The sequence below is a fragment of the Pseudomonas sp. MWU13-2100 genome (genome assembly GCF_023242365.1).
Taxonomy (GTDB): domain Bacteria; phylum Pseudomonadota; class Gammaproteobacteria; order Pseudomonadales; family Pseudomonadaceae; genus Aquipseudomonas.
In genome coordinates this window covers 114819-135702 of record NZ_JALLIX010000012.1, presented here as the reverse complement: position 1 = coordinate 135702, position 20884 = coordinate 114819, and the positions used below count along the sequence as shown (strand labels likewise).

The following is a 20884-nucleotide window of genomic DNA, read 5'->3' as shown; positions in this document are numbered from 1 at the left end:
TCACCCAAAACAGGGCAAGTACCCAGACTTCCCGAGCACGACCCTATAAATAATTAATACCCAGGCATAATCGCCAGGCACTAGTTTCCACGCTGGCACCTGACAAGAAAACCGGAAGCGGCCGCGCTGTTGGTGCGACGGATAGACAAACAACGCCAACTTTCATAAATGCCGCTGTCATCACAATTCATGACGCAGGTCATCAATGTGAAATATTTATGTAGGAAAATTGAAGCAATGATTTTCAACCCCCCCGCCCCAAGCCCCAGGCCTGATGCTCCCAAGCGTCCTACATTGGCGTCGGCGCCTGATCGTGGCAGGATGGCGAGGTTATCGACCGAGATCCTTCAACCATGCCGCAATCCCAAGCCAAGAATCTGTCCCTGATCGCCGCCATCGACCTGGGCTCCAACAGCTTCCATATGGTCGTGGCCAAGGCCCAGAACGGAGAGATCCGGATTCTCGAGCGCCTCGGCGAAAAGGTTCAACTGGCGGCCGGTATCGACGAGGACCGTCAGCTCACCGAAGAATCCATGCAGCGCGGGCTCGATTGCCTGAAGCGCTTTGCCCAACTGATCAACGGCATGCCCCTGGGCGCCGTGCGCATCGTCGGCACCAACGCCCTGCGCGAAGCGCGCAACCGTGGCGAATTCATCCGCCGCGCCGAGGAAATCCTCGGCCACCCGGTGGAAGTCATTTCCGGCCGTGAAGAAGCGCGACTGATTTACCTCGGCGTGTCCCACACCCTCGCCGACACCCCGGGCAAGCGCCTGGTAGCCGACATCGGCGGCGGCAGTACCGAATTCATCATCGGCCAGCGCTTCGAACCGCTGCTGCGCGAAAGCCTGCAAATGGGTTGCGTCAGCTACACCCAGCGTTATTTCCGCGACGGCAAGATCACCCCGGCCCGCTACGCCCAGGCCTACACGGCGGCGCGCCTGGAAATCATGAGCATCGAGCACGCGCTGCACCGCCTGACCTGGGATGAGGCCATCGGTTCGTCCGGCACCATCCGCGCCATCGGTCTGGCTCTCAAGGCCGGCGGCCAGGGCAGCGGCGAGGTCAACGCCGAAGGGCTGGCCTGGCTCAAGCGCAAGCTGTTCAAGCTCGGCGATGCCGAGAAAATCGATTTCGAAGGGATCAAGCCTGACCGTCGCGCCATCTTCCCGGCCGGCCTGGCGATTCTCGAGGCGATCTTCGACGCCCTCGACCTGCAACGCATGGACCACTGCGACGGCGCCCTGCGCGAAGGCGTGCTCTACGACCTGCTGGGCCGTCATCACCATGAAGACGTGCGCGAACGCACCCTCAGCTCGCTGATGGAGCGCTATCACGTCGACCTGGAACAGGCGGCACGGGTCGAACGCAAGGTGCTGCATGCCTTCGATCAAGTGGCGGATGCCTGGGAACTGTCCGACGGGGTCTGGCGCGAACTGCTCGGCTGGGCCGCCAAGGTCCATGAGGTGGGTCTGGACATCGCCCACTATCAGTATCACAAGCACGGCGCCTACCTGATCGAGCACTCGGACCTGGCCGGATTCTCACGGGAAGACCAGCAAATGCTCGCCCTGCTGGTACGCGGGCACCGGCGTAATATCCCCAAGGACAAGTTCGCCGAGTTCGGCGATGACGGCATCAAGCTGATTCGCCTGTGCGTGCTGCTGCGCTTCGCCATCCTGTTCCATCACATCCGCGGCACCCAGGAAATGCCGCAGGTCACCTTGCGTGCCAACGGCGATAGCCTGGATGTGGTATTTCCCAAGGACTGGCTGGAGCAGAACCAGCTGACTCAGGCCGACTTCGCGCTGGAAGCGGAGTGGCTGACCCGAGTCAACATCACCCTCAACGTACGATGAGGACCGGGTTGCTCAAGCGCTCTAGCAGGATGGCCTGGGCGCTGCGCGGGTTCTGGTTGCCGGTCGGCGTGTTGCGGATATAACGACCGTCCGACTGCAGGCTCCAGCTGTGGGTATTATCGGTGAGATAACTTTCCAGCTCTTTCTTGACCCGCAGGATCAGCTTCTTGCCTTCCACCGGGAAGCAGGTCTCGACGCGCTTGTCGAGGTTGCGCTCCATCCAGTCGGCACTGGAGAGGAACATCTGCTCTTCGCCGCCGTTGAGGAAGTAGAACACCCGGGTGTGCTCCAGGAAGCGGCCGATGATCGAGCGCACATGGATATTGTGCGAAACCCCGGCAATGCCCGGACGCAGGCAGCACATGCCGCGCACCACCAGATCGATACGCACGCCGCACTGGCTGGCCTTGTACAACGCGCGGATGATCTTCGGATCGGTCAGCGAGTTGAACTTGGCAATGATGTGCGCCGGCTTGCCGTCGATGGCGAACTGGGTTTCCCGGGCAATCATGTCGAGCATGCCCTTCTTCAGGGTGAACGGCGCGTGCAGCAACTTCTTCATGCGCAGCGTCTTGCCCATGCCGATCAACTGGCTGAATAGTTTACCGACGTCTTCGCACAGCGCGTCGTCGGACGTCAACAGGCTGTAGTCGGTGTACAGGCGGGCGTTGCCGGCGTGGTAGTTACCGGTGCCCAGGTGCGCGTAGCGCACGATCTCGCCGGCCTCGCGGCGCAGGATCAGCATCATCTTGGCGTGGGTCTTGAAGCCGACCACGCCATAGATCACCACCGCACCGGCCGCTTGCAGGCGGCTGGCCAGTTGCAGGTTGGACTCTTCGTCGAAGCGCGCCCGCAGTTCAATCACCGCGGTGACTTCCTTGCCGTTGCGCGCCGCGTCCACCAGGGCGTCGACGATCTCCGAGTTGGCGCCGCTGCGATACAGGGTCTGGCGCACGGCCAGGACGTGCGGGTCCTTGGCCGCCTGGCGCAGCAGGTCGACCACCGGGGTGAAGGATTCGAACGGGTGCAGCAGCAGGATGTCCTGCTTGCTGATCACGCTGAAAATGTTCTCGCTGTTCTGCAGCAGTTTCGGAATCTGCGGGGTGAACGGCGTGTATTGCAGCTCCGGATGGCTGTCGAGGCCGGTGATGCTGAACAGCCGCGTCAGGTTCACCGGGCCGTTGACCTGGTACAGCTCGCTCTCGTTCAGGTTGAACTGCTTGAGCAGGTAGTCCGACAGGTGTTTCGGGCAGGTATCGGCGACCTCCAGACGCACGGCGTCACCGTAGCGGCGGGAGAACAGCTCGCCGCGCAGGGCGCGGGCCAGGTCTTCGACATCCTCGGAGTCCAGCGCCAGGTCGGCGTTACGGGTCAGGCGGAACTGGTAGCAGCCCTTGACCTTCATGCCCTGGAACAGGTCGTCAGCGTGCGCGTGGATCATCGAGGACAGGAATACATAGTTATCGCCAGGCCCACCCACGTCTTCGGGTACCTTGATGATCCTCGGCAGCAGGCGCGGCGCCGGGATGATCGCCAGGCCTGAATCGCGACCGAAGGCGTCGATACCTTCGAGCTCGACGATAAAGTTCAGGCTCTTGTTCACCAGCAAAGGGAACGGGTGCGTCGGATCGAGGCCGATGGGAGTGATGATCGGCGCGATCTCGTCGCGGAAATAGCGGCGGACCCAAGTCTTCAGCTTGGTGGTCCAGTAGCGCCGGCGGATAAAGCGCACCTGGTGCTTTTCCAGTTCCGGCAACAGGATGTCGTTGAGGATCGCGTACTGGCGATCGACGTGCCCGTGTACCAGTTCGCTGATGCGCGCCAAGGCCTGATGCGGCTGCAAGCCATCGGCGCCGGCCTGCTCGCGGGCGAAGGTGATCTGCTTCTTCAGCCCGGCGACGCGAATTTCGAAGAACTCATCCAGGTTGCTGGAGAAGATCAGCAGGAACTTGAGACGCTCCAGCAGCGGATAGGACTCATCCAGCGCCTGCTCCAGCACGCGGATGTTGAACTGCAGCTGCGACAGCTCACGGTGGATATACAGGCTGCTGTCATCCAGACCGGGAATCGCCACCGCCGTCGGTGCCGCCACGGGCGGTGCTTCGGCAACCACCGGCACGGGTTCCAGCTCCGGCGGGGTTTCGACGATCTGCTCGACCACCGGTTGAGCGTCTTTTACTTCGACTTCGCTGAGTCCTTCGGTATTCATCGAGTGTTCCTGTGAGGGCTATTTCTGCTCTCGTAGCAGTTGGGCGGCGCGGGCGGCAAAGTAGGTCAGGATGCCATCGGCACCAGCCCGTTTAAAAGCGGTCAAGGATTCAAGAATAACGCCTTCACCCAGCCAGCCATTCTGGATGGCTGCCATGTGCATGGCGTACTCACCGCTAACCTGATAGACAAACGTCGGCACCTTGAATTCATCCTTGACCCGAAAAAGGATATCCAGATACGGCATGCCAGGCTTGACCATGACCATGTCGGCGCCTTCGGCCAGGTCAGCGGCCACTTCATGCAGGGCTTCGTCGCTGTTGGCCGGGTCCATCTGGTACGAGGCCTTGTTCGCCTTGCCCAGGTTCAGGGCAGAGCCGACGGCATCGCGGAAAGGACCATAGTAGGCGCTGGCGTACTTGGCCGAATAGGCCATGATCCGCACATTAGCGTGATCGGCCAGTTCCAGGGCTTCGCGGATCGCTTGGATGCGTCCGTCCATCATATCGGATGGCGCGACCACCTGGGCGCCCGCCTCGGCATGAGACAGGGCCTGCTTGACCAAGGCGTCGACGGTGATGTCGTTCTGGACGTAGCCTGCCTCATCGAGAATGCCGTCCTGCCCGTGGGTGGTGAACGGGTCCAGGGCGACATCGGTAATCACCCCCAACTCAGGGAAACGGGCCCGCAGGGCGCGGGTGGCACGCTGGGCAATCCCTTCCGGGTTCCAGGCCTCGCTGGCATCCAGCGACTTGAGTTCCGGCGGCGTCACCGGGAACAGCGCCAATGCCGGAATGCCCAGTTCGACCCAGTTCGCCGCTTCTTCGAGCAGCAGGTCGATGGTCAGGCGCTCGACTCCCGGCATCGACGCCACGGCTTCACGGCGATTCTCACCGTCCAGCACGAACACCGGCAGGATCAGATCATCGGCTGTCAGAACATTCTCACGCACCAGGCGGCGAGAAAAATCATCACGGCGATTGCGACGCAGGCGGGTGGCAGGAAACAAGCGATTGGCGGGGGTAAAGCTCACGGCAGACTCCTGAGCCCGCACAAGCGGGCGAGCATGGCAGTTATAAGCGGCCATTATGACGAAGGAATTACAGTTGTGCTTACTCCTGCGACCCGTCGTCACAGCCGCTACCCTTGTAGGAAATGTTAACGTCGAGACACATTTCGACACTTTCCTCTCTGTCCTCGAAGGGTTAGGCTGCGCGTTCATTTCGCCAGCATCCAGACAATGCTCCAACAATTTCTGCAGGATTTCGGCTACTTCGCCTTGTTTCTCGGCACGTTTTTCGAAGGCGAGACCATTCTGGTACTGGCCGGCTTCCTCGCGTTCCGCGGATACATGGACATCAACCTGGTGGTTATCGTGGCGTTCTTCGGCAGCTATGCCGGCGACCAGCTGTGGTATTTCCTGGGGCGCAAGCATGGCCGCAAACTCTTGGCCCGCAAGCCGCGCTGGCAATTGATGGGCGACAGGGCGCTGGAGCATATCCGCCGTCATCCGGACATCTGGGTGCTGAGCTTCCGCTTCGTCTACGGCTTGCGCACGGTGATGCCGGTGGCGATCGGCCTGTCGGGTTATCCGCCGGGCCGCTACCTGCTGCTCAATGGCATCGGCGCGGCGATCTGGGCCGCGGCCCTGGCGGCGGCCGCCTATCACTTCGGGGCGATCCTCGAAGGGATGCTCGGCAGCGTGAAGAAATACGAGCTGTGGGTACTCGGCGGCCTGCTGGTGGGTGGCCTGCTCCTGTGGAGCTGGCGGCGCATCAGGAGCGCGCGCCTGGCCCGGGCCGAAGCCCGCCTGGCCGAAACTACGAACCGGCCAAACGAATGACCCGCGGTTTGCTGCAGTAGTACAAGCCGATCAGGCTCAGCAGGCTGTAGCTGAGCACAGCGCCCCAGCCCAACGGGCTGGCCGGCCACAGCCCGACCAACGGCGCCCACCAGACCAACGGCAGGTTGGACACCAGGCGGACCAGCTCCAGCCGCAACGCCCAGGGGCGATTCTCCAGCGCCGCACCGAGCACGAACAAACCCAGCACCAGGGTGCCAGTACCCAGCAGCAGCGCCGCCAGCGGCAAATGCTCGGAGAAATTCATCAGATAGCTGCCCAGACCGACATAGACCGCGAACTGCAGGGCCAGGTAGATCTGTTGACGAACCTCCAGGGGCACCTCGAATTTGCGGAACTGGCTCAGGTCCGGTTTGTTCAGCGGGTATCTGGCGGCGACATCGGCCGGACGCCAGCCGGTGCGCATAAACCAGATCCGCAGCTTGTCCCAATAGCTTTGCGTACGCCGGGCATCGGCCCATAACTGGGCATAGAACTGCAGGTTGGCCCACAACGGGTTCCAGCTGGCCAGCGGCGTGGTCACGCCGAAGATCACCGGTTCGCGCTCGTCTTCTTCCTGGAAGGTGCCGAACAGCCGGTCCCAGAGGATAAACACCCCACCGTAGTTGCGGTCCATGTAGAGCGCATTCTGCGCATGGTGTGCCCGGTGGTTGGACGGTGTGACAAAGAACCATTCGTACCAACCCAGCTTGGGCACGTGCCGGGTATGCACCCAGAATTGATACAACAGGTTCAGCGACGCGACGCTGATAAACACCACCAACGGTACGCCGAGCACGGCCAGCGGCAGATAGAAGATCCAGCTCAGGAGAAAGCCGGTGCTGGTCTGGCGCAGGGCGGTGCTGAGGTTGTAGTCCTCGCTCTGATGATGCACTGAGTGAGCGGCCCAGAGGATGTTGCGCTCGTGCCCCATACGGTGCAGCCAGTAGTAGCAGAAGTCATAGGCGACAAAGGCGAACAGCCAGACCCAGGGCTTTTGCGCGGACAGTTCGAACAGCGCCAGGTGCTGCAGCGCAAAGACGTAGGTGAGGATCCCGACGCCCTTGGTCAACAGTCCGGTGGTGGTCGACAGCACGCCGGTACTCATGCTGTTGATGGCATCCGCCATGCGGTAGTTGCTCACGCCGCGCCAGCGATCGGCGAGCAGCTCGATGACGATCAATGCAATGAAAAACGGTACCGCGTAAGGCACGAAGTCCATGGGGCCAACCTTCCAGAGTCGATCTGCAAAGATTAGGGGCTGTGGCGGAAAAATCCGCTGACAATGAATGCCAAAGCTGTAGACATTTAACGCCAGAAATCGGGGAACGTCGAACACGCTCCCGGTAGATCAACGCGCCCCCTGCGGGAGCGGAGCTTGCCCGCGAAAGGGCCTTCAAAGCCGCCAAAAGCTTCGCGGCGGTGCGGCGATCCGACAAGCTCCGCTCCCACAAAGGCCACCAGGGTTCTCAAGTTTCCGCAGGCACTAGGCAGCCGCGTGGAGCCGACGCTTTTCCGCCAACCGGCTACGGCTGTACAGCACCCCAATCGCCAGCAACGCCAACGCCTGCGCCCCCAGCGAGTAGGCGTCGGCATGAATCCCCAGCCAGTCGAACTCGAAGAACGCCACCGGCCACGTGCCGAAGATCCCGGCTTCCTGCAAGGCCTTGACCCCGTGTCCGGCAAACACCACCGACAAGGCGCAGAGCAACCCGGCATTGATCCCGAAGAACAGCGCCAGCGGCAGCTTCGCCGAACCGCGCAGGATCACCCAGGCCAGGCCGATCAGCAGCACCAGCGCGGTGGCGGCACCGGCCAGCACGGCGTTGTGTCCTGCGGGGCCGGCCTGCAACCAGAGGGTTTCATAGAACAGGATCACTTCGAACAGTTCGCGGTACACCGAGAAGAACGCCAGCAGCGCGAAGCCGAAGCGCCCGCCACCACTGACCAGACTGCTCTTGATATAGTCCTGCCAGGCCGCCGCATGTCGGCGGTCATGCATCCAGACCCCGAGCCAGAGCACCATGACGCTGGCGAACAACGCCGTGAAACCCTCCAGCAGTTCACGCTGGGCACCGCTGACGTCGATCAGGTAGGCCGCGGCCGCCCAGGTCAGCAACCCGGCGAACAGCGCCAGGCCCCAGCCGACATGCACGCTGCGCACCGCCGACTGCTGGCCGGTGTTGCGCAGGAACGCCAGTACCGCCGCCAGCACCAGTATGGCTTCCAGACCTTCGCGCAGCAGAATCAACAGCCCGGAAATAAAGCTCAGCGACTGACTCAAGCCATCATTGCCCAGCAGGTCAGCCGACTCCTTGAGCTTGCCCTTGGCCACATTCAGGCGCTGCTCGACCTGCTCCAGCGGCAAGCCGTCCTGCAGCGCTTGCCGATAAGCCATCAACGACTTCTCGCTGTCCTTGCGTACCGTGGCATTCACATTATCCAGGGAACTTTCCACCAGTTCGAAGCCTTCCAGGTAGGCGGCAACGGACAGGTCGTAGGCTTGCTCACGATCGCCGGCGCGGTAGGCCGCCAGGCTCTTGTCCAGGGTCGTCGCGGTGTAGTCGAGCAATTGCCCCGGACCGCGCTTGACCTGTGGCGGCTGGGCGCGCTGGGCACGGAAGGCGGTGGCGGCGGCAGGGCCTTCGACGGCCTGCACTTCAGCCGGCGTCGAGCGGGCCAGGTCAGCCAGGTTATAGGTTTTTCCGCCATTGGCAGCAGCAGGAGCGGCACTGAAACCGGCAATGTAAGTGGCCAGATCCCAGCGTTGACGCTCATCCAGCTGATCGGCGAACGCCGGCATATCAGTGCCTTCGACACCCAGGCCGAGGGTGGTGTAGATCGCGTAGAGACTCAGCCGATCCAGCCGCGCGGCATCGCGCAAGTTGGCCGGCGGCGGCGTCAGGCCGACACCCGCCGGACCGTCTCCGGCCCCCGCCTCGCCGTGACACACCGAACAGTGCTGGGCATAGAGCGGCGCGCCGCGAGTCGGGTCCGGCGTGATGATCGGCGCCTGGCTGACTTCATAGGCCACCGCCAGCTTCGCCCCCAGTTGCCGGGCCTGGCGGGCAACGCCTTCGCCGTCTTCCCGGGCACTCACCGCCGCCTGCAAACGCTCGACACCCTGCACCAACTCAGCCTGCGCTGGCTTGGTCGGCAATGCGCCGACCAGTCCTTGCAGGACCTTGATAAATTCCAGTTGCTCGCGGTACTCGGAGTCGTCAACCACCTGCCCCGCGTGCACCGTCGGCGGGTAATCCGCGCCGATATAGTCCAGCAAGTGCAGGGCCCGGGGCGCGCCCTCCACTGTTTCAGCCAGCAGGTTGACGCTGCACAGGGCGAACAGCGGCAGCATCAGCCACGCCAGGAAACGAGAGGAAAGAGTCATGGTAAAACCTAAATCTAAATGCGAAGTAACACATTGTTCACTCTCAATGCGTTTGACTCAACCCTGATCGACCCGGGTCCTGAATGTTTTTGATCCCGGTCAGGCAGCGTGATACTCAAAAACACCACCTCGGTGGTAGTTAGGCGTGTGGCGGGCCAGTGATGGCAATGTAATATTCACCACCGCTATCGTCGGCAAGCCGGCTCCCACCGGTTCCCTTGGGGGTCAGATGTCTTGTGTTAACGCTCACCCCCCTGCAAATCGGCCACGGCAAGACAAGGAACGTCACATCATGCCCTCCCGCCTCTTACTCACACTGTTCTCCTGTACTGTGCTCCTGAGCGGCTGCGGGCTGCTTCACAACTACGACCGGGAACTCCAGGCCACCAACGAGCAGTTGATCTCGGGCAACGTCGATGGCGCGCTGCAGTTGCTGGAGCAACACAACCCCTGGGACGACAAGGACCTGCTCTATTCCCTGGAAAAAGGCGAACTGCTGCGGCTCAAGGGCGATCTGTCCCGCAGCCAGGACGCCTGGCGCACGGCAGACCAACAGGTGTCCCAGTACGAAGAAGGGACGCAGGTCGTCGCCACCCTGAAAAACCTGGGGCTCGACCAGATCCTCGGCATCGGACTCATCGGCGACAAGTTTCATCGCTACGAGGGCTATGACTACGAGAAGGTCATGCTGACCACGCAAATGGCCCTCAACCAGCTGGCCCAAAACGACTTCGACGGCGCCCGCGTCGATATCAAGAAAAGCCACGAGCGCGAGGCCCTGATCGCCACCCAGCGCGACAAGCAATACCTGGCGGTCGAAGACCAGGCCAAGGCCAAAGGCATCAAGCTACGCTACAAGGACCTGCAGGGTTACCCGGTGACCACCCTCGACTCGCCCCAGGTCATTGCCCTGAAAAACGGCTACCAGAGTGCGTTCAGCCATTACCTCGCCGGCTTCGTCTATGAAGCCCTGGGCGAACGCGACCTCGCCGCGCCGGGCTATCGCCAGGCCATCGAATTGCGGCCCAATACACTGCTGCTGGAAAAAGCCCTGTCCAATCTGGGCAAGCCCGCCGACACCTCCCCTGACAGCGACGTGCTGATCATCGTCCAGACCGGCCTGGCCCCGGCACTCGTTTCGCTGCGCGTGCCCATCCAGGTGCAAACCGAGGACGGCCAGGTGATCACCGTGAACCAACCTTTTCCGGTGCTGGTAGCCGACAAGTCGACAACGCCCCTCAAGCAGATCAGCGTGGATGGCAAACCACAGTCGCTGACCTTGCTCAACAGTACGACCCACATGTCATTGCGCACCCTGCACGACGACATGCCCGCGATCATCAACTTCGCCCTTGCGAGCGTTCGCTTCAATGCCGAACTGCAGGCCAAGGAGAACAAACGCAAGCCGGCCAAGGCTTCGTCGGTTTACCAGGGTTTCACCGGCGACTCCGACACCCGCACCTGGCGCACCTTGCCGGACAACACCCTGGTCGTACGTCTGCGCCTCAAGCCCGGCGCGCATAAATTGTTGCTGTCGGGTGTCAAGGGCGCGGTACCGGTGAGCGTCAATATCGAACACCCCTTTCAGGTTGTCAGCCTGCGGGTCATCGGCAACCAGATCTTCCTCTTGCCCGAATGACACTAAAAAGCCATTACATAGCCAATGGCCACGGTTATACTGGCGCGCCTTCGTTATTGCGATATGGCATTAAAAGCTCCTCGTTTCGCGAGGAATTGGCAGGGCAGCCACTTTCCCTCTCAATGGGTCCATCTCAGCCCGACCAGCATGCTCGGCTGATTTTTTATCAGGGAAGATCCCATGGCATCCCGTGCCCTCCTCTCGTTCGCCCTCGGCGCCGCGACCTTGCTGTCTGGCTGTTCGATGATCCGCAGCTACGACACTGAACTGACGCAAACCAACCAGCAACTGGCCTCGGGTAATGTTGACGGGGCGCTGACCCTGCTGGAAAAGAACAACGGCGACGCCGACAAGGACCTGCTGTATTACTTCGAAAAAGGCGAGTTGCTGCAAGCCAAGGGCGACCTGGCCGGCAGCCAGAAAGCCTGGGGCAGTGCCGACCAGATGGTTGGCCAGTGGGAAGACGCAGTCAAACTGGACAGCGCCAAGTACCTCGCCCAGTTCGGCAGCTTCCTGATCAACGACAAGGTCCGTCGCTACGAAGGCTATGACTACGAAAAGGTCATGCTGACCACCCAGATGGCGCTGAACCAGCTGGCCCTGAATGATTTCGACGGCGCCCGTATCGCCATCAAGAAAACCCATGAACGCGAAGCGGTGATCGCCGACCTGCGTGACAAGCAGTACCTCAAGAGTGAAACCGAGGCCAACCAGCAGGGCATCAAGACCCAGTACAAGGACCTCCAGGGCTATCCGGTGGCCAGCCTCGACGCGCCGGAAGTGGTCGGTCTGAAGAACAGCTACCAGAGCGCGTTCAGTCACTACCTGGCCGGTTTCGTCTACGAAGCCATCGGCGAGAAAGATCTTGCCGCGCCCGGTTATCGCCAGGCCATCGAACTGCGCCCGAACACGCCGCTGCTGGAGCAGGCGCTGGTCAATCTCGACAAGCCCGCGGGCAAGGATGACGACAGCGATATCCTGATCGTAGTACAGAGCGGCCTGGCGCCGTCCCGGACCTCAATCAGCATCCCATTGCCACTGCCGATCGACAAGCATCTGGTGATCACTCCGCTGTCGTTCCCGGTTATCCAGGCCGACACCTCGACAGCCACCTTCGCCCGGATCGGCGTCGACGGCCAGCCGCAGAACCTGACCCTGCTCAACAGCACCACCGCCATGTCCCGCCGCTCCCTGCGTGATGACATGCCGGGAATCATCCTGCGTACCAGCGTGCGGGCCATCAGCCGCGGCGCGGCGCAGGCGAAACTGAACAAGACCAACCCGCTGGCCGGCCTGGCCGTGGGCATCACCTCCGCCGTCCTCGAAGGCGCCGACACCCGGACCTGGCGGACCCTGCCGGACACCACCCAGGTGGTGCGCCTGCGCCTGAAAAAGGGTGAGCACCAGGTGACCTTGCCCAACGCCCTGGGCGGTTCGCGCGTGGCGTTCACGGTTGACCGGCGCTATCAGGTCATCAGCCTGCGCGCCGTCGGCAACCAGGTGTTCAGCAGCGGCGTAGCCACTCAGCGGCTGGCGGATACCGGGGCGATGGCCGTGGCCAGCCTCAAACAACCTTGAAGAACGGAGTCTCGTGCATGCGTTTCAAACTGACTGCTGCCGTCGCCCTGGCCCTGCTGGCCGGGTGCGCCACCCCGCCACCTCCAGCCCCTGGTAGCGCGGCGAGCAAGATCGTCGCCATGGGCGAAATGGAGAACATCGAGGTCGGCGCCATCCGCGTCGCCCGGGAAAACGGCTTCCTGACCGTCAAGGTGCAGCTGAGCAACACCCGCACCAAGAACAAGATGATGTATTACCGTTTCGCCTGGTTGGGCAACGACGGTTTCCCGGTGGCCGACGACGAAGTCTGGAAGACCCTGAACCTGTATGGCGCCCAGAGCACCTTCCTGCCGGCCATCGCACCGACGCCCAAGGCCACCGATTTCCGTCTTGAAGTCAAAACCCCCTGAGTCGACGCCGCCCTCTCGCGTCCTTTTGAAGAGAATCATTCCATGTTTGCACGCCTGTCCCTCGTTACCGTCATCGCCCTGCTGGCCAGCGGCTGCGCCAACAACACCTCGCCTGTGCTGGGCGGGAAAAATATCAGCTATGGCGACACCAAGGCCGTGGAACTGGTGACCAACGAGTTCGGTTCCACCGACCTGCAGATGATCGCCGAGTCCATGACTCGTTCCCTGGCCCAATCCGGCGTTCTGCAAGGGCGTCCGGTGGTGCAGGTCTACGACGTGAAGAACAAGACCAGCGAGTACATCGATACCCGCGAGATCACCACCTCGATCAAGACCCAACTGATGAAGAGCGGCACCGCCCGCTTCGCCAGCGACAATACCGAGATGCAGAGCCAGGTCGACCAGTTGAAGTTGCAGAACCAGAGCGGCCTGTACAAGAAGAACACCGTCAGCAAGACCGGCAACATGATCGCCGCCAAGTACCGCCTGGAAGGTTCGATCAGCTCGATCGTCAAGCGCAGCAGCGACTACAAGGACGTGTTCTACAAGTTCAGCCTGCAACTGATCGACGTCGAAAGCGGCCTGGCCGAATGGATGGACGAAAAAGAGATCCGCAAAACCACGGAGCGTTGAACAATGCGTGCATGGATTGGCATGATCGGCCTGGTCTGCGCCTTCAGCGCCCAGGCCGCGCCCAAAGTGGCGGTGGCGGACCTGGCGTACCAGGCGCAGGTGGAACAGTACATCCACACTATCTCGGCGCGGGACAACCACCAGGAGAGCTATTACGGCGCCAGTGGTTCGTCGAACTACGACGAGTACGAAAGCCGCAGCAGCTATATCGAGCAAGGCGAGCTGCGCCGGTTCACTGGCGATATCAAGGGTGAGATCCTGCGCAGCGGGATGTTCCAGCTGGTCCAGGGCACGCCCTATACCACCAGTTCCAAGGGGGATGTCTACGACGTCATCAAGCGGATCAAGGGCGGCAGCTTCAAGGGTGCCGACTTCGTGCTGTTTGGCACCGTGTCGGACATCGACTTCACCCAGGACATCAACGAGCTGGCCAACACCAACAGCTACTCGGCGGTGCTGGGGCTGACCCTGGTCGGTGATTTCAGCCTGATCAATACCCGCACCTACGAGATCACCTCGGCGTTCACCGCCATGGGCGAAGGCCAGGACACCAAGCTGGTCAACAGCCGGGACATCCACGTGTCGCTGAACCGGCCGCGGGTGGTGCGCGATGTGTCCAAGGCGCTGGGCGAAGATGTGGCGCGGCAGTTGAGCCTGCAGCTGGGAGGGCCGGACATGGGCCCGGGTTCGGCGCCGCCGCTACGCAATAACCTGCCGCCGGATGAGGCGCCACGGGTTCTGCACTGATCCGCGAGCGCGTTATCCTTCATCGCCGGCAAGCCGGCCTCCACAGGAAAAAAGGGCGCCCCAGAATTCGCGGATCGACACAAAACCTGTGGGAGCAGAGCTTGCTCGCGAAGGCGTCCGATCAGACAACGATGAACCTCAGGTGGTCGCCTTGTGCAAGGTTGCCAGAAACCCCGCCGCACCGACGAACAAACCGGCAAAGGTACGGTTCATCCGGCGCTGCTGCTTGGGCGTGCGCAGCAGGCGCAGGACCTTGGCCGCCAGGCCCGTGTAGCCGGCCATGACAACCATGTCGACGGCAATCATGGTCACGCCCAGGATCAGGTACTGATGCACCAGCGGTGCATGGGGATCGATGAACTGCGGCAGCACCGCGAGCATGAACACCAACGCCTTGGGGTTGCTGACGTTCACCAGGAAACCACGGAACATCAGGGTCAGCGGCCTGCCGACCGGGCGAATCGTGGACTCTTCGGTCATGTTGCTGGGCAGCGCGCGCCATTGCTTGACCGCCAGGTACACCAGGTAGACCACGCCGAACCATTTGATGGCATAGAAGGCCGAGGAAGAAGCCGCGAGGATCGCCCCGACGCCTGCGGCGATCACCGCGATCTGCGCCGCCAGGCCCAGTTGCAGGCCGAGGGCGTTCCAGTAGCCACGCAGGAAGCCGTATTGCAGGCCGCTGGACATCGAGGCGATGGCGCCAGCCCCCGGGGATAGGCTGATGACCCAGCACGCGGCGAAAAAGGCCAGCCATGTCTCAAGCAGCATCACGCACCTCGGATAAGAGTTGTAACAAACCTCTAAGCTAATCCGTGGGCGTGAAATTGACTATCGTTTTTTGTCGGCCAGAGATGTCGTTGGGCTTGATCCACTTTGAAACCGGACACGGACTTGTGGCGAGCGGGCTTGCCCGCGCTGGGCTGCGGAGCAGCCCTAAAACCAGCCGCCTCATTGTGTCAGGCAGAGCGCGGTCACCTGTTTTAGGGCCGCTTCGCGCCCCAGCGCGGGCAAGCCCGCTCGCCACAAATTTCGACCAGAGTTAAGGTCACCGAGCCCGTCAGGACAACGCTTCCAACTCCGCCTGCATGCTTTCCAGCAGTTCCAGGGCTTCCATCCACGCCTCTTCCAGCTGGGACTCACGCACTTTCAACTTGGCCTGTTCGGCCAGCAGGTCACGCAGTTCATCCTTGCGCGCCGCCTCGTAGACCGCGCTGTCACCCAGGCTCGCCTCGATCTTCGCCAGCTTCTCGTGCAGCTTGCCCAACTCGGCTTCGAGCTTGTCGGCCTCACGTTTGTGCGGGGCCAGTTGCTGACGCAACGCGGCGGCCTGCTGACGCTGGGCTTTCTTATCGGTCTTGTCGAGATTGACCGGCGTATTGCTCACCGGTGCATTGCGCTGGCGATACTCGACCAGCCAGCGGGCGTAGTCTTCCAGATCGCCGTCGAACTCCTCGACCTTGCCGTCTGCCACCAGGTAGAAATTGTCGGTGGTGCTTTTGAGCAGATGACGGTCGTGGGAGACCACCAGCACCGCACCGCTGAATTCCTGCAAAGCCATGGTCAGCGCCAGGCGCATTTCCAGGTCGAGGTGGTTGGTCGGCTCATCGAGCAGCAACAGATTCGGCCGCTCCCAGGCGATCAGGGCCAGTGCCAGGCGGGCCTTTTCGCCACCGGAGAAATTCAGCACCGGCTCGTCGATCCGCGCGCCACGGAAGTCGAAACCCCCGAGGAAGTCGCGCAGGGGCTGTTCGCGCTCGGTCGGCGCCAGGCGCTGCAGGTGTAGCAACGGGCTGGCCTTGGAGTCCAGCGAATCGAGCTGGTGCTGGGCAAAGTAACCGACCACGGTGTTTTCACCGCGGGTCATCCGCCCCGCCAGCGGCGACAGCTCGCCGGCGAGGTTCTTGATCAGCGTCGACTTGCCCGCGCCGTTGGGGCCGAGCAGGCCGATCCGGGCACCCGGGGTCAGTTGCAGCTTGACCTTCTCCAGGACGGTCTTGTCGCCATACCCCAGGCGCGCGTCGGACAGGTCGAGCAGCGGACTGGAAATTTTCTGCGACTCGCGGAACACAAAATCGAAAGGCGAATCGACATGGGCCGCGGACAGCTCTTCCATCCGCTCCAGGGCCTTGATCCGGCTCTGGGCCTGGCGGGCCTTGGTAGCCTGGGCCTTGAAGCGGGCAATGTAGCTTTCCATGTGCGCACGCTGCGCCTGCTGCTTCTCGTAAGCCTGCTGCTGCTGGGCCAGACGCTCGGCACGGGCGCGCTCGAACGCGGTGTAGCCACCGCGATAGAGGGTGATCTTGCGCTGGTCGACATGGGCCACGTGATCGACCACTTCGTCGAGGAAGTCACGGTCGTGGGAGATCAGCAGCAAGGTACCGGGGTAACTCTTGAGCCAGTCTTCCAGCCAGATGATTGCGTCGAGATCCAGGTGGTTGGTCGGTTCGTCGAGCAGCAACAGGTCCGACGGACACATCAACGCCTGCGCCAGGTTCAGGCGCATCCGCCAGCCACCGGAGAAAGCCGAGACCTGATGGTCCATCTGGTCGTTGGTGAAACCGAGCCCCGCCAGCAGCTTGCGCGCACGGGCATCGGCGGTGTAGCCGTCGGCGCTGTCGAGCTCGGAGTGCAGGCGGGCCTGGGCGGCACCGTCATGGGCCGCTTCGGCCGCCGCCAGGTCGTGTTGCACCTGGCGCAGGCGCACGTCACCATCGAGCACGTAGTCGACCGCCAGGCGTTCGAGGGTATCGACCTCCTGGCGCATGTGGGCGATACGCCAATCGGCCGGCAGGAAGCAATCACCCGAGTCAGGGTGCAGCTCGCCTCGTAGCAGGGCGAACAGGCTGGATTTGCCGGCGCCGTTGGCACCGATCAGGCCGGCTTTGTGGCCGGCGTGCAGGGTCAGCTCGGCGTCTTCTAGCAGACGTTGCGGGCCACGCTGTAAAGTCAGGTTCTGAAGTCGAATCATAATGGCGGCGGAGTCTACCAGCTTCCCTCGCAACTGGCGCGGATCTCACCATGCATGCTGACCTGTGGACGTTTTCCCTGAACACCTACGCCAAACCCGGCGTGGAACAAACCTGCCTGACACTCCAGGCGCAGGGGGCGAATGTCTGCCTGCTGCTCTGCGCGGCCTGGCTGGGCCAGCGCGGGGTAGGCTGCGAGGCCGAACGCGCGCGGCAATTACAGGCACTCGCCGAGCCCTGGCACGAGCAGGTGGTGCAGCCACTGCGACAGCTACGCACGCAATGGCGCACGGCGGCCGCGGAGGACGTCGAGTTGAAGGTACTGAGGGATCAGGTCAAGGCGCTGGAACTGGCCGCCGAACAACAGCTATTGCAGCGCCTGGAAGCGCTGGCGCGGGATTGGCCAGAGGTCGGAGCGGAAGATCTCGACGCGTGGCTGGAGGCTGTCACCCGCCAGGCCGCACGGCTGAATAGCGACGCGCTGCGGCAGCTGCGCGTCGCGGTGAGCCAGGCTTAGGAAGCGCTGCTCGGGGTTACGGCAGGTGCTACGGCAGCTGGCGCGGTCGGAGCAGCCGGAGCCGTTGGCGCAGCGGCTGGCGCGATCTGGGCAGGCGCTGCCGGCTTGGCTGCGCTCACGGCAGATTTTACCGCTGCTGGTTTTGCGGCGGCAGGCTTGGCAACAACAGGTTTGGCGGCGGGCTTGGCGGCGGCAGCTTTGGCAGCAACAGGTTTTGCGGCGGGCTTGGCGGCAGCTGGTTTAGCGGCCGCAGGTTTCGCGGCGGGCTTGGCCGCAACCGGTTTGGCAGCCGCAGGTTTGGCAGCCGGCTTGGCGGCAACCGGTTTAGCGGCAGCAGGTTTTGCAGCCGGTTTGGCGGCAACCGGTTTGGCAGCCGCTGGTTTCGCGGCAGGCTTGGCGGCAGCGGATTTCGCGGCAGCAGGTTTTGCAGCGGGCTTGGCCGCAACCGGTTTGGCAGCCGCAGGTTTGGCAGCCGGCTTGGCGGCAGCGGATTTCGCGGCGGCAGGTTTTGCAGCGGGCTTGGCGGCAGCCGGTTTGGCAGCGACGGATTTCGCGGCAGGCTTGGCGGCAGCGGATTTCGCGGCGGCAGGTTTCGCAGCGGGCTTGGCGGCAGCCGGTTTAGCGGTGCGGCTCGACAGTGCCTTGGTGACCGCCTCTTTCACACGACCAACACCCTGGGCCAGTTTCAGGCTTTCCTGGGCATCACGCTTGAGTTGCAGGATGTAGCCACGGGTGTCCGACTGGCTGGCTTTCAGCTTGTCCAGCAACTCTTCGAGTTCACCGACCGCGCTCTTGGCCTTGGCCTGTGCCTTGGCTTTTCCGGCAGTGGCCGCGTCCTGCAATTTGGTGCGGGCCTTGTGCAATTTTTCCTGGGCTTTACCGCGTTGCTTTTCCAGTTTGGCGAGCAGTTTTTCAGCATCAGCCAAGGCTTGGGTGCAAGCAGTTTCCAGATGCTCGAGCAGGCTGCCCGACAACTGTTGGAGCAAATGCAATGGAGTATTTACGGGCTTCTTGGTGGCCGACATGGTGTACCTCCTGACTGACGTGAATGCGGCTCATACTAGCCCTCTGGGACTACCGCCGCTAGGGCATGTTGACAGTATCGAAGAGCCTGCGTTGCATGCATTGAAAAATGCTTCTTCAGCAACCCACCCGGAGCACTGGCATAATCTCCTGCACCTGAGGTCGGAGAGTGCTTATGCCGCGTTATTTCCTGTTGTCACTGTGTGTGTTCTGGTCGCTTGCGCAGGCCGCGCCAGAGGTCGCGAACGACGACGCTCACGACCTTGCCTACAGCCTCGGCGCCAGCCTCGGCGAGCGTCTGCGCCAGGATGTTCCGGACCTGCAGATCAAGGCCTTGCTCGACGGTTTGAAGCAGGCCTACCAGGGCAAACCGCTGGCCTTGACGGACGAACGCATCCAACAGATTCTCATCGTGCATGATGCCCAGGTCGCTCAGGATGCGGCCAAACCACAGAGCGAAATTGCGCTGGAAGCTGAGCGAAAATTCCTCGCAGAAGAAAAGGCCAAACCCGGCGTCCAAGAATTGGCCGACGGTATCCTGATGACCGAGCTGACGCCCGGCAGCGGAGAAAAAGTCGCGGCCAACGGCAAGGTCCAGGTGCGCTATGTCGGACGCCTGCCCAATGGCACGGTGTTCGATCAGAATCGGCAGCCACAATGGTTTCGTCTGGACAGCGTGATCAATGGCTGGCGCAGCGCCTTGCCACAGATGCCCGTCGGTGCGAAATGGCGCCTGGTGCTGCCCTCGGCACAGGCGTATGGCGCGGACGGTGCCGGCGATCTGATCGCGCCGTATACACCGCTGGTGTTCGAAATCGAGCTACTCGGCGTGGCCAGTTGAGCGGCGCCGCCACAACGAAAAACGGTGCGCCTGAGCGCACCGTTTTCATGTGTAGCCATTACGATCAGGCCTGGGCTTCAACCTTTTCCTTGTGGGCCGTATGCAGCACTTCGATCAGACAATCTTCCAGCTCGAAGCGCTCGTGAAGCAGGCCACCGAGCTCCTGGAATTTATGCGCGACGCACTGACCTTCGTCGCACAGGTCGTTGAAGGCCAGCAGCTTCTCGGTAATCACATCGATACGCGGGTAGATCGTCTCGGCCAACTCCAGCCCACGCTTGTCGCCGAAGGCCTTGGCCTCGCCGGTCAACTGCTCATAGATCTCGAAGTGGCCGGCCGACACATAATCAACCAGCAGACCGCAGAACTCCTGCAAGGGCCTGGGATTCTGTGCCAGCGCATCCGGCTCGGCACCGAGGGCGTCATAGGCCCGCACGAGCTCATGACGCTCCTTCAGCCAGCGATCGATCAGCAGATGCACTCCACCCCAGCGTTCCTGAGCATTCCGACAACTTTCGAGCATGGTGATCTCTTCCCTTCTGGGTCATGCCGACCGATACCCCGAGCACATCGGGGCTCCTGACTTGGCCAAACAGAACAAGCTGATTGCGATAACGCGATGCGGGCCAGATTATGCCCGCTCGACACCTGCTTCAAGGTACGCAGGAGAGAAAGTTCATACAAGTGTTTAATCCGAAGCACGACTGCCGGTTACTTTTGCTCCCCGCCCGCCATCGAATCCGGCCCCACCAACTGATAGATCATCAGCAGGCTCATGCCGACGAAAGCCAGCAGGCTCCACTCGGGAATGCTCAGGTCGAACAGAGTCCACTGGATCTCCGCGCATTCGGCCGTGGCCCGGAACATCAGCTTGAACGCCTCAAGGGTCGGTACCTGCTGGATCAGACAATGCAGGTCGGGTTGGCAGATCATCAGCTGTTCGGCCGGCACCCGCTGCAGCAAGACCTGCCGCGCCGCCGTCGCGGCACCGGCCAGGGCCAGCAGCAGGTCGAGACCGCCATAAACCCAGCGGCCAATACGACCGGGGCCGTGCAGCGTCGCCGTCAGGCTGACCAGGCAGAACCCGGCGAGAAAAAAGCGCTGGACGATGCACAGTGAGCAAGGCTCCAGCCCCGTCACACGCTCCAGGTACAGCGACGCCCCCATGACCAGGGCACCTGTCAACAAGGCCAGGGAGAACAGAGAACGTGAGCGGGCCAAGAACATGGCTTATCCGTAACAGGAGAGACAGGCGG

The 20884-nt window shown here is 62.2% G+C and carries 18 protein-coding genes; 9 read left to right on the top strand and 9 right to left on the bottom strand.

Annotated features, from left to right (window positions below; genetic code table 11):
- Positions 1–353: 353 nt before the first annotated feature.
- The gene (ppx, locus tag M5B99_RS11220; RefSeq protein WP_248804077.1) at positions 354–1856 is read left to right on the top strand and encodes an exopolyphosphatase; all 1503 of its coding nucleotides are present in this window, start codon (positions 354–356) and stop codon (positions 1854–1856) included.
- Here ppx and ppk1 read toward each other — a convergent pair.
- Both ppk1 and hemB read right to left on the bottom strand, forming a co-directional pair.
- Positions 1843–4065 carry a polyphosphate kinase 1 gene (gene ppk1 / locus M5B99_RS11215; RefSeq protein ID WP_248804076.1) on the bottom strand — a complete coding sequence of 741 codons (2223 nt, stop codon included), beginning with the start codon at positions 4063–4065 and terminating at the stop codon, positions 1843–1845. The genes ppx and ppk1 overlap by 14 nt on opposite strands.
- A gap of 18 nt (positions 4066–4083) precedes the next feature.
- Positions 4084–5097 (bottom strand): porphobilinogen synthase, encoded by a 1014-nt coding sequence (hemB, locus tag M5B99_RS11210; protein ID WP_248804075.1) that lies wholly within the window; start codon positions 5095–5097, stop codon positions 4084–4086.
- A 207-nt stretch (positions 5098–5304) separates the two neighbouring features.
- On the opposite strand from hemB, the gene M5B99_RS11205 reads away from it, so the two are divergent.
- The gene (locus M5B99_RS11205) at positions 5305–5907 is read left to right on the top strand and encodes a DedA family protein (RefSeq protein ID WP_248795001.1); all 603 of its coding nucleotides are present in this window, start codon (positions 5305–5307) and stop codon (positions 5905–5907) included.
- Here the strand turns inward: M5B99_RS11205 and M5B99_RS11200 are convergent.
- Together M5B99_RS11200 and M5B99_RS11195 are read right to left on the bottom strand one after the other, a co-directional pair.
- Positions 5885–7126, bottom strand: coding sequence for a sterol desaturase family protein (locus M5B99_RS11200; RefSeq protein ID WP_248804074.1), 1242 nt, complete (start codon positions 7124–7126; stop codon positions 5885–5887). The genes M5B99_RS11205 and M5B99_RS11200 overlap by 23 nt on opposite strands.
- A 264-nt stretch (positions 7127–7390) precedes the next feature.
- Entirely contained in the window at positions 7391–9292 is a 1902-nt protein-coding gene (locus M5B99_RS11195; RefSeq protein WP_248804073.1) for a cytochrome c/FTR1 family iron permease, read from the bottom strand.
- A gap of 292 nt (positions 9293–9584) precedes the next feature.
- Between M5B99_RS11195 and M5B99_RS11190 the strand changes: the two genes are divergently transcribed.
- The 5 genes from M5B99_RS11190 to M5B99_RS11170 all read left to right on the top strand — a co-directional run bounded on the left by M5B99_RS11190 (position 9585) and on the right by M5B99_RS11170 (position 14278).
- Positions 9585–10931: a COG3014 family protein gene (locus M5B99_RS11190; RefSeq protein ID WP_248804072.1), complete on the top strand. Its 1347-nt coding sequence runs from the start codon at positions 9585–9587 to the stop codon at positions 10929–10931.
- 180 nt (positions 10932–11111) lie between these two features.
- A complete protein-coding gene (locus M5B99_RS11185; RefSeq protein WP_248804071.1) occupies positions 11112–12509 on the top strand; it encodes a COG3014 family protein in 1398 nt (465 codons plus the stop codon).
- Positions 12510–12526: 17 nt separating this feature from the next.
- Positions 12527–12898 carry a YcfL family protein gene (locus M5B99_RS11180; protein WP_248804070.1) on the top strand — a complete coding sequence of 124 codons (372 nt, stop codon included), beginning with the start codon at positions 12527–12529 and terminating at the stop codon, positions 12896–12898.
- A gap of 42 nt (positions 12899–12940) precedes the next feature.
- Positions 12941–13531 carry a penicillin-binding protein activator LpoB gene (gene lpoB, locus M5B99_RS11175; RefSeq protein WP_248804069.1) on the top strand — a complete coding sequence of 197 codons (591 nt, stop codon included), beginning with the start codon at positions 12941–12943 and terminating at the stop codon, positions 13529–13531.
- A gap of 3 nt (positions 13532–13534) precedes the next feature.
- Positions 13535–14278, top strand: a complete 744-nt coding sequence (locus M5B99_RS11170; RefSeq protein WP_248804068.1) for a penicillin-binding protein activator LpoB — start codon at positions 13535–13537, stop codon at positions 14276–14278.
- Between the two features lie 138 nt (positions 14279–14416).
- Here the strand turns inward: M5B99_RS11170 and M5B99_RS11165 are convergent, their stop codons facing one another.
- Both M5B99_RS11165 and M5B99_RS11160 read right to left on the bottom strand, forming a co-directional pair.
- Positions 14417–15049, bottom strand: coding sequence for a LysE family transporter (locus M5B99_RS11165; RefSeq protein ID WP_248804067.1), 633 nt, complete (start codon positions 15047–15049; stop codon positions 14417–14419).
- 289 nt (positions 15050–15338) lie between these two features.
- A complete protein-coding gene (locus tag M5B99_RS11160; RefSeq protein ID WP_248804066.1) occupies positions 15339–17249 on the bottom strand; it encodes an ATP-binding cassette domain-containing protein in 1911 nt (636 codons plus the stop codon).
- Between the two features lie 50 nt (positions 17250–17299).
- Between M5B99_RS11160 and M5B99_RS11155 the strand changes: the two genes are divergently transcribed.
- A complete protein-coding gene (locus M5B99_RS11155) occupies positions 17300–17764 on the top strand; it encodes a TIGR02444 family protein (RefSeq protein WP_248804065.1) in 465 nt (154 codons plus the stop codon).
- Here the strand turns inward: M5B99_RS11155 and M5B99_RS11150 are convergent.
- Positions 17761–18789 (bottom strand): AlgP family protein, encoded by a 1029-nt coding sequence (locus M5B99_RS11150; protein WP_248804064.1) that lies wholly within the window; start codon positions 18787–18789, stop codon positions 17761–17763. The two genes, M5B99_RS11155 and M5B99_RS11150, sit on opposite strands and share 4 nt — an antisense overlap.
- Before the next feature lie 173 nt (positions 18790–18962).
- Here M5B99_RS11150 and M5B99_RS11145 point away from each other — a divergent pair, with 173 nt between their 5' ends.
- Positions 18963–19628, top strand: coding sequence for an FKBP-type peptidyl-prolyl cis-trans isomerase (locus tag M5B99_RS11145; protein ID WP_248804063.1), 666 nt, complete (start codon positions 18963–18965; stop codon positions 19626–19628).
- Between the two features lie 64 nt (positions 19629–19692).
- Here the strand turns inward: M5B99_RS11145 and rsd are convergent, their stop codons facing one another.
- Together rsd and M5B99_RS11135 are read right to left on the bottom strand one after the other, a co-directional pair.
- The gene (gene rsd, locus M5B99_RS11140) at positions 19693–20151 is read right to left on the bottom strand and encodes a sigma D regulator (protein WP_248804062.1); all 459 of its coding nucleotides are present in this window, start codon (positions 20149–20151) and stop codon (positions 19693–19695) included.
- Between the two features lie 188 nt (positions 20152–20339).
- Positions 20340–20855, bottom strand: a complete 516-nt coding sequence (locus M5B99_RS11135; RefSeq protein ID WP_248804061.1) for a disulfide bond formation protein B — start codon at positions 20853–20855, stop codon at positions 20340–20342.
- Between the last annotated feature and the right edge of the window lie 29 nt (positions 20856–20884).

Bases quoted from the DNA above. Each gene is read 5' to 3' on its own strand.
- ppx (WP_248804077.1), top strand. From the start codon at position 354: ATGCCGCAATCCCAAGCCAAGAATCTGTCCCTGATCGCCGCCATCGAC.
- ppk1 (WP_248804076.1), bottom strand. From the start codon at position 4,065: ATGAATACCGAAGGACTCAGCGAAGTCGAAGTAAAAGACGCTCAACCG.
- M5B99_RS11205 (WP_248795001.1), top strand. From the start codon at position 5,305: ATGCTCCAACAATTTCTGCAGGATTTCGGCTACTTCGCCTTGTTTCTC.
- M5B99_RS11200 (WP_248804074.1), bottom strand. From the start codon at position 7,126: ATGGACTTCGTGCCTTACGCGGTACCGTTTTTCATTGCATTGATCGTC.
- M5B99_RS11195 (WP_248804073.1), bottom strand. From the start codon at position 9,292: ATGACTCTTTCCTCTCGTTTCCTGGCGTGGCTGATGCTGCCGCTGTTC.
- M5B99_RS11190 (WP_248804072.1), top strand. From the start codon at position 9,585: ATGCCCTCCCGCCTCTTACTCACACTGTTCTCCTGTACTGTGCTCCTG.
- M5B99_RS11185 (WP_248804071.1), top strand. From the start codon at position 11,112: ATGGCATCCCGTGCCCTCCTCTCGTTCGCCCTCGGCGCCGCGACCTTG.
- M5B99_RS11180 (WP_248804070.1), top strand. From the start codon at position 12,527: ATGCGTTTCAAACTGACTGCTGCCGTCGCCCTGGCCCTGCTGGCCGGG.
- lpoB (WP_248804069.1), top strand. From the start codon at position 12,941: ATGTTTGCACGCCTGTCCCTCGTTACCGTCATCGCCCTGCTGGCCAGC.
- M5B99_RS11170 (WP_248804068.1), top strand. From the start codon at position 13,535: ATGCGTGCATGGATTGGCATGATCGGCCTGGTCTGCGCCTTCAGCGCC.
- M5B99_RS11165 (WP_248804067.1), bottom strand. From the start codon at position 15,049: ATGCTGCTTGAGACATGGCTGGCCTTTTTCGCCGCGTGCTGGGTCATC.
- M5B99_RS11160 (WP_248804066.1), bottom strand. From the start codon at position 17,249: ATGATTCGACTTCAGAACCTGACTTTACAGCGTGGCCCGCAACGTCTG.
- M5B99_RS11155 (WP_248804065.1), top strand. From the start codon at position 17,300: ATGCATGCTGACCTGTGGACGTTTTCCCTGAACACCTACGCCAAACCC.
- M5B99_RS11150 (WP_248804064.1), bottom strand. From the start codon at position 18,789: ATGTCGGCCACCAAGAAGCCCGTAAATACTCCATTGCATTTGCTCCAA.
- M5B99_RS11145 (WP_248804063.1), top strand. From the start codon at position 18,963: ATGCCGCGTTATTTCCTGTTGTCACTGTGTGTGTTCTGGTCGCTTGCG.
- rsd (WP_248804062.1), bottom strand. From the start codon at position 20,151: ATGCTCGAAAGTTGTCGGAATGCTCAGGAACGCTGGGGTGGAGTGCAT.
- M5B99_RS11135 (WP_248804061.1), bottom strand. From the start codon at position 20,855: ATGTTCTTGGCCCGCTCACGTTCTCTGTTCTCCCTGGCCTTGTTGACA.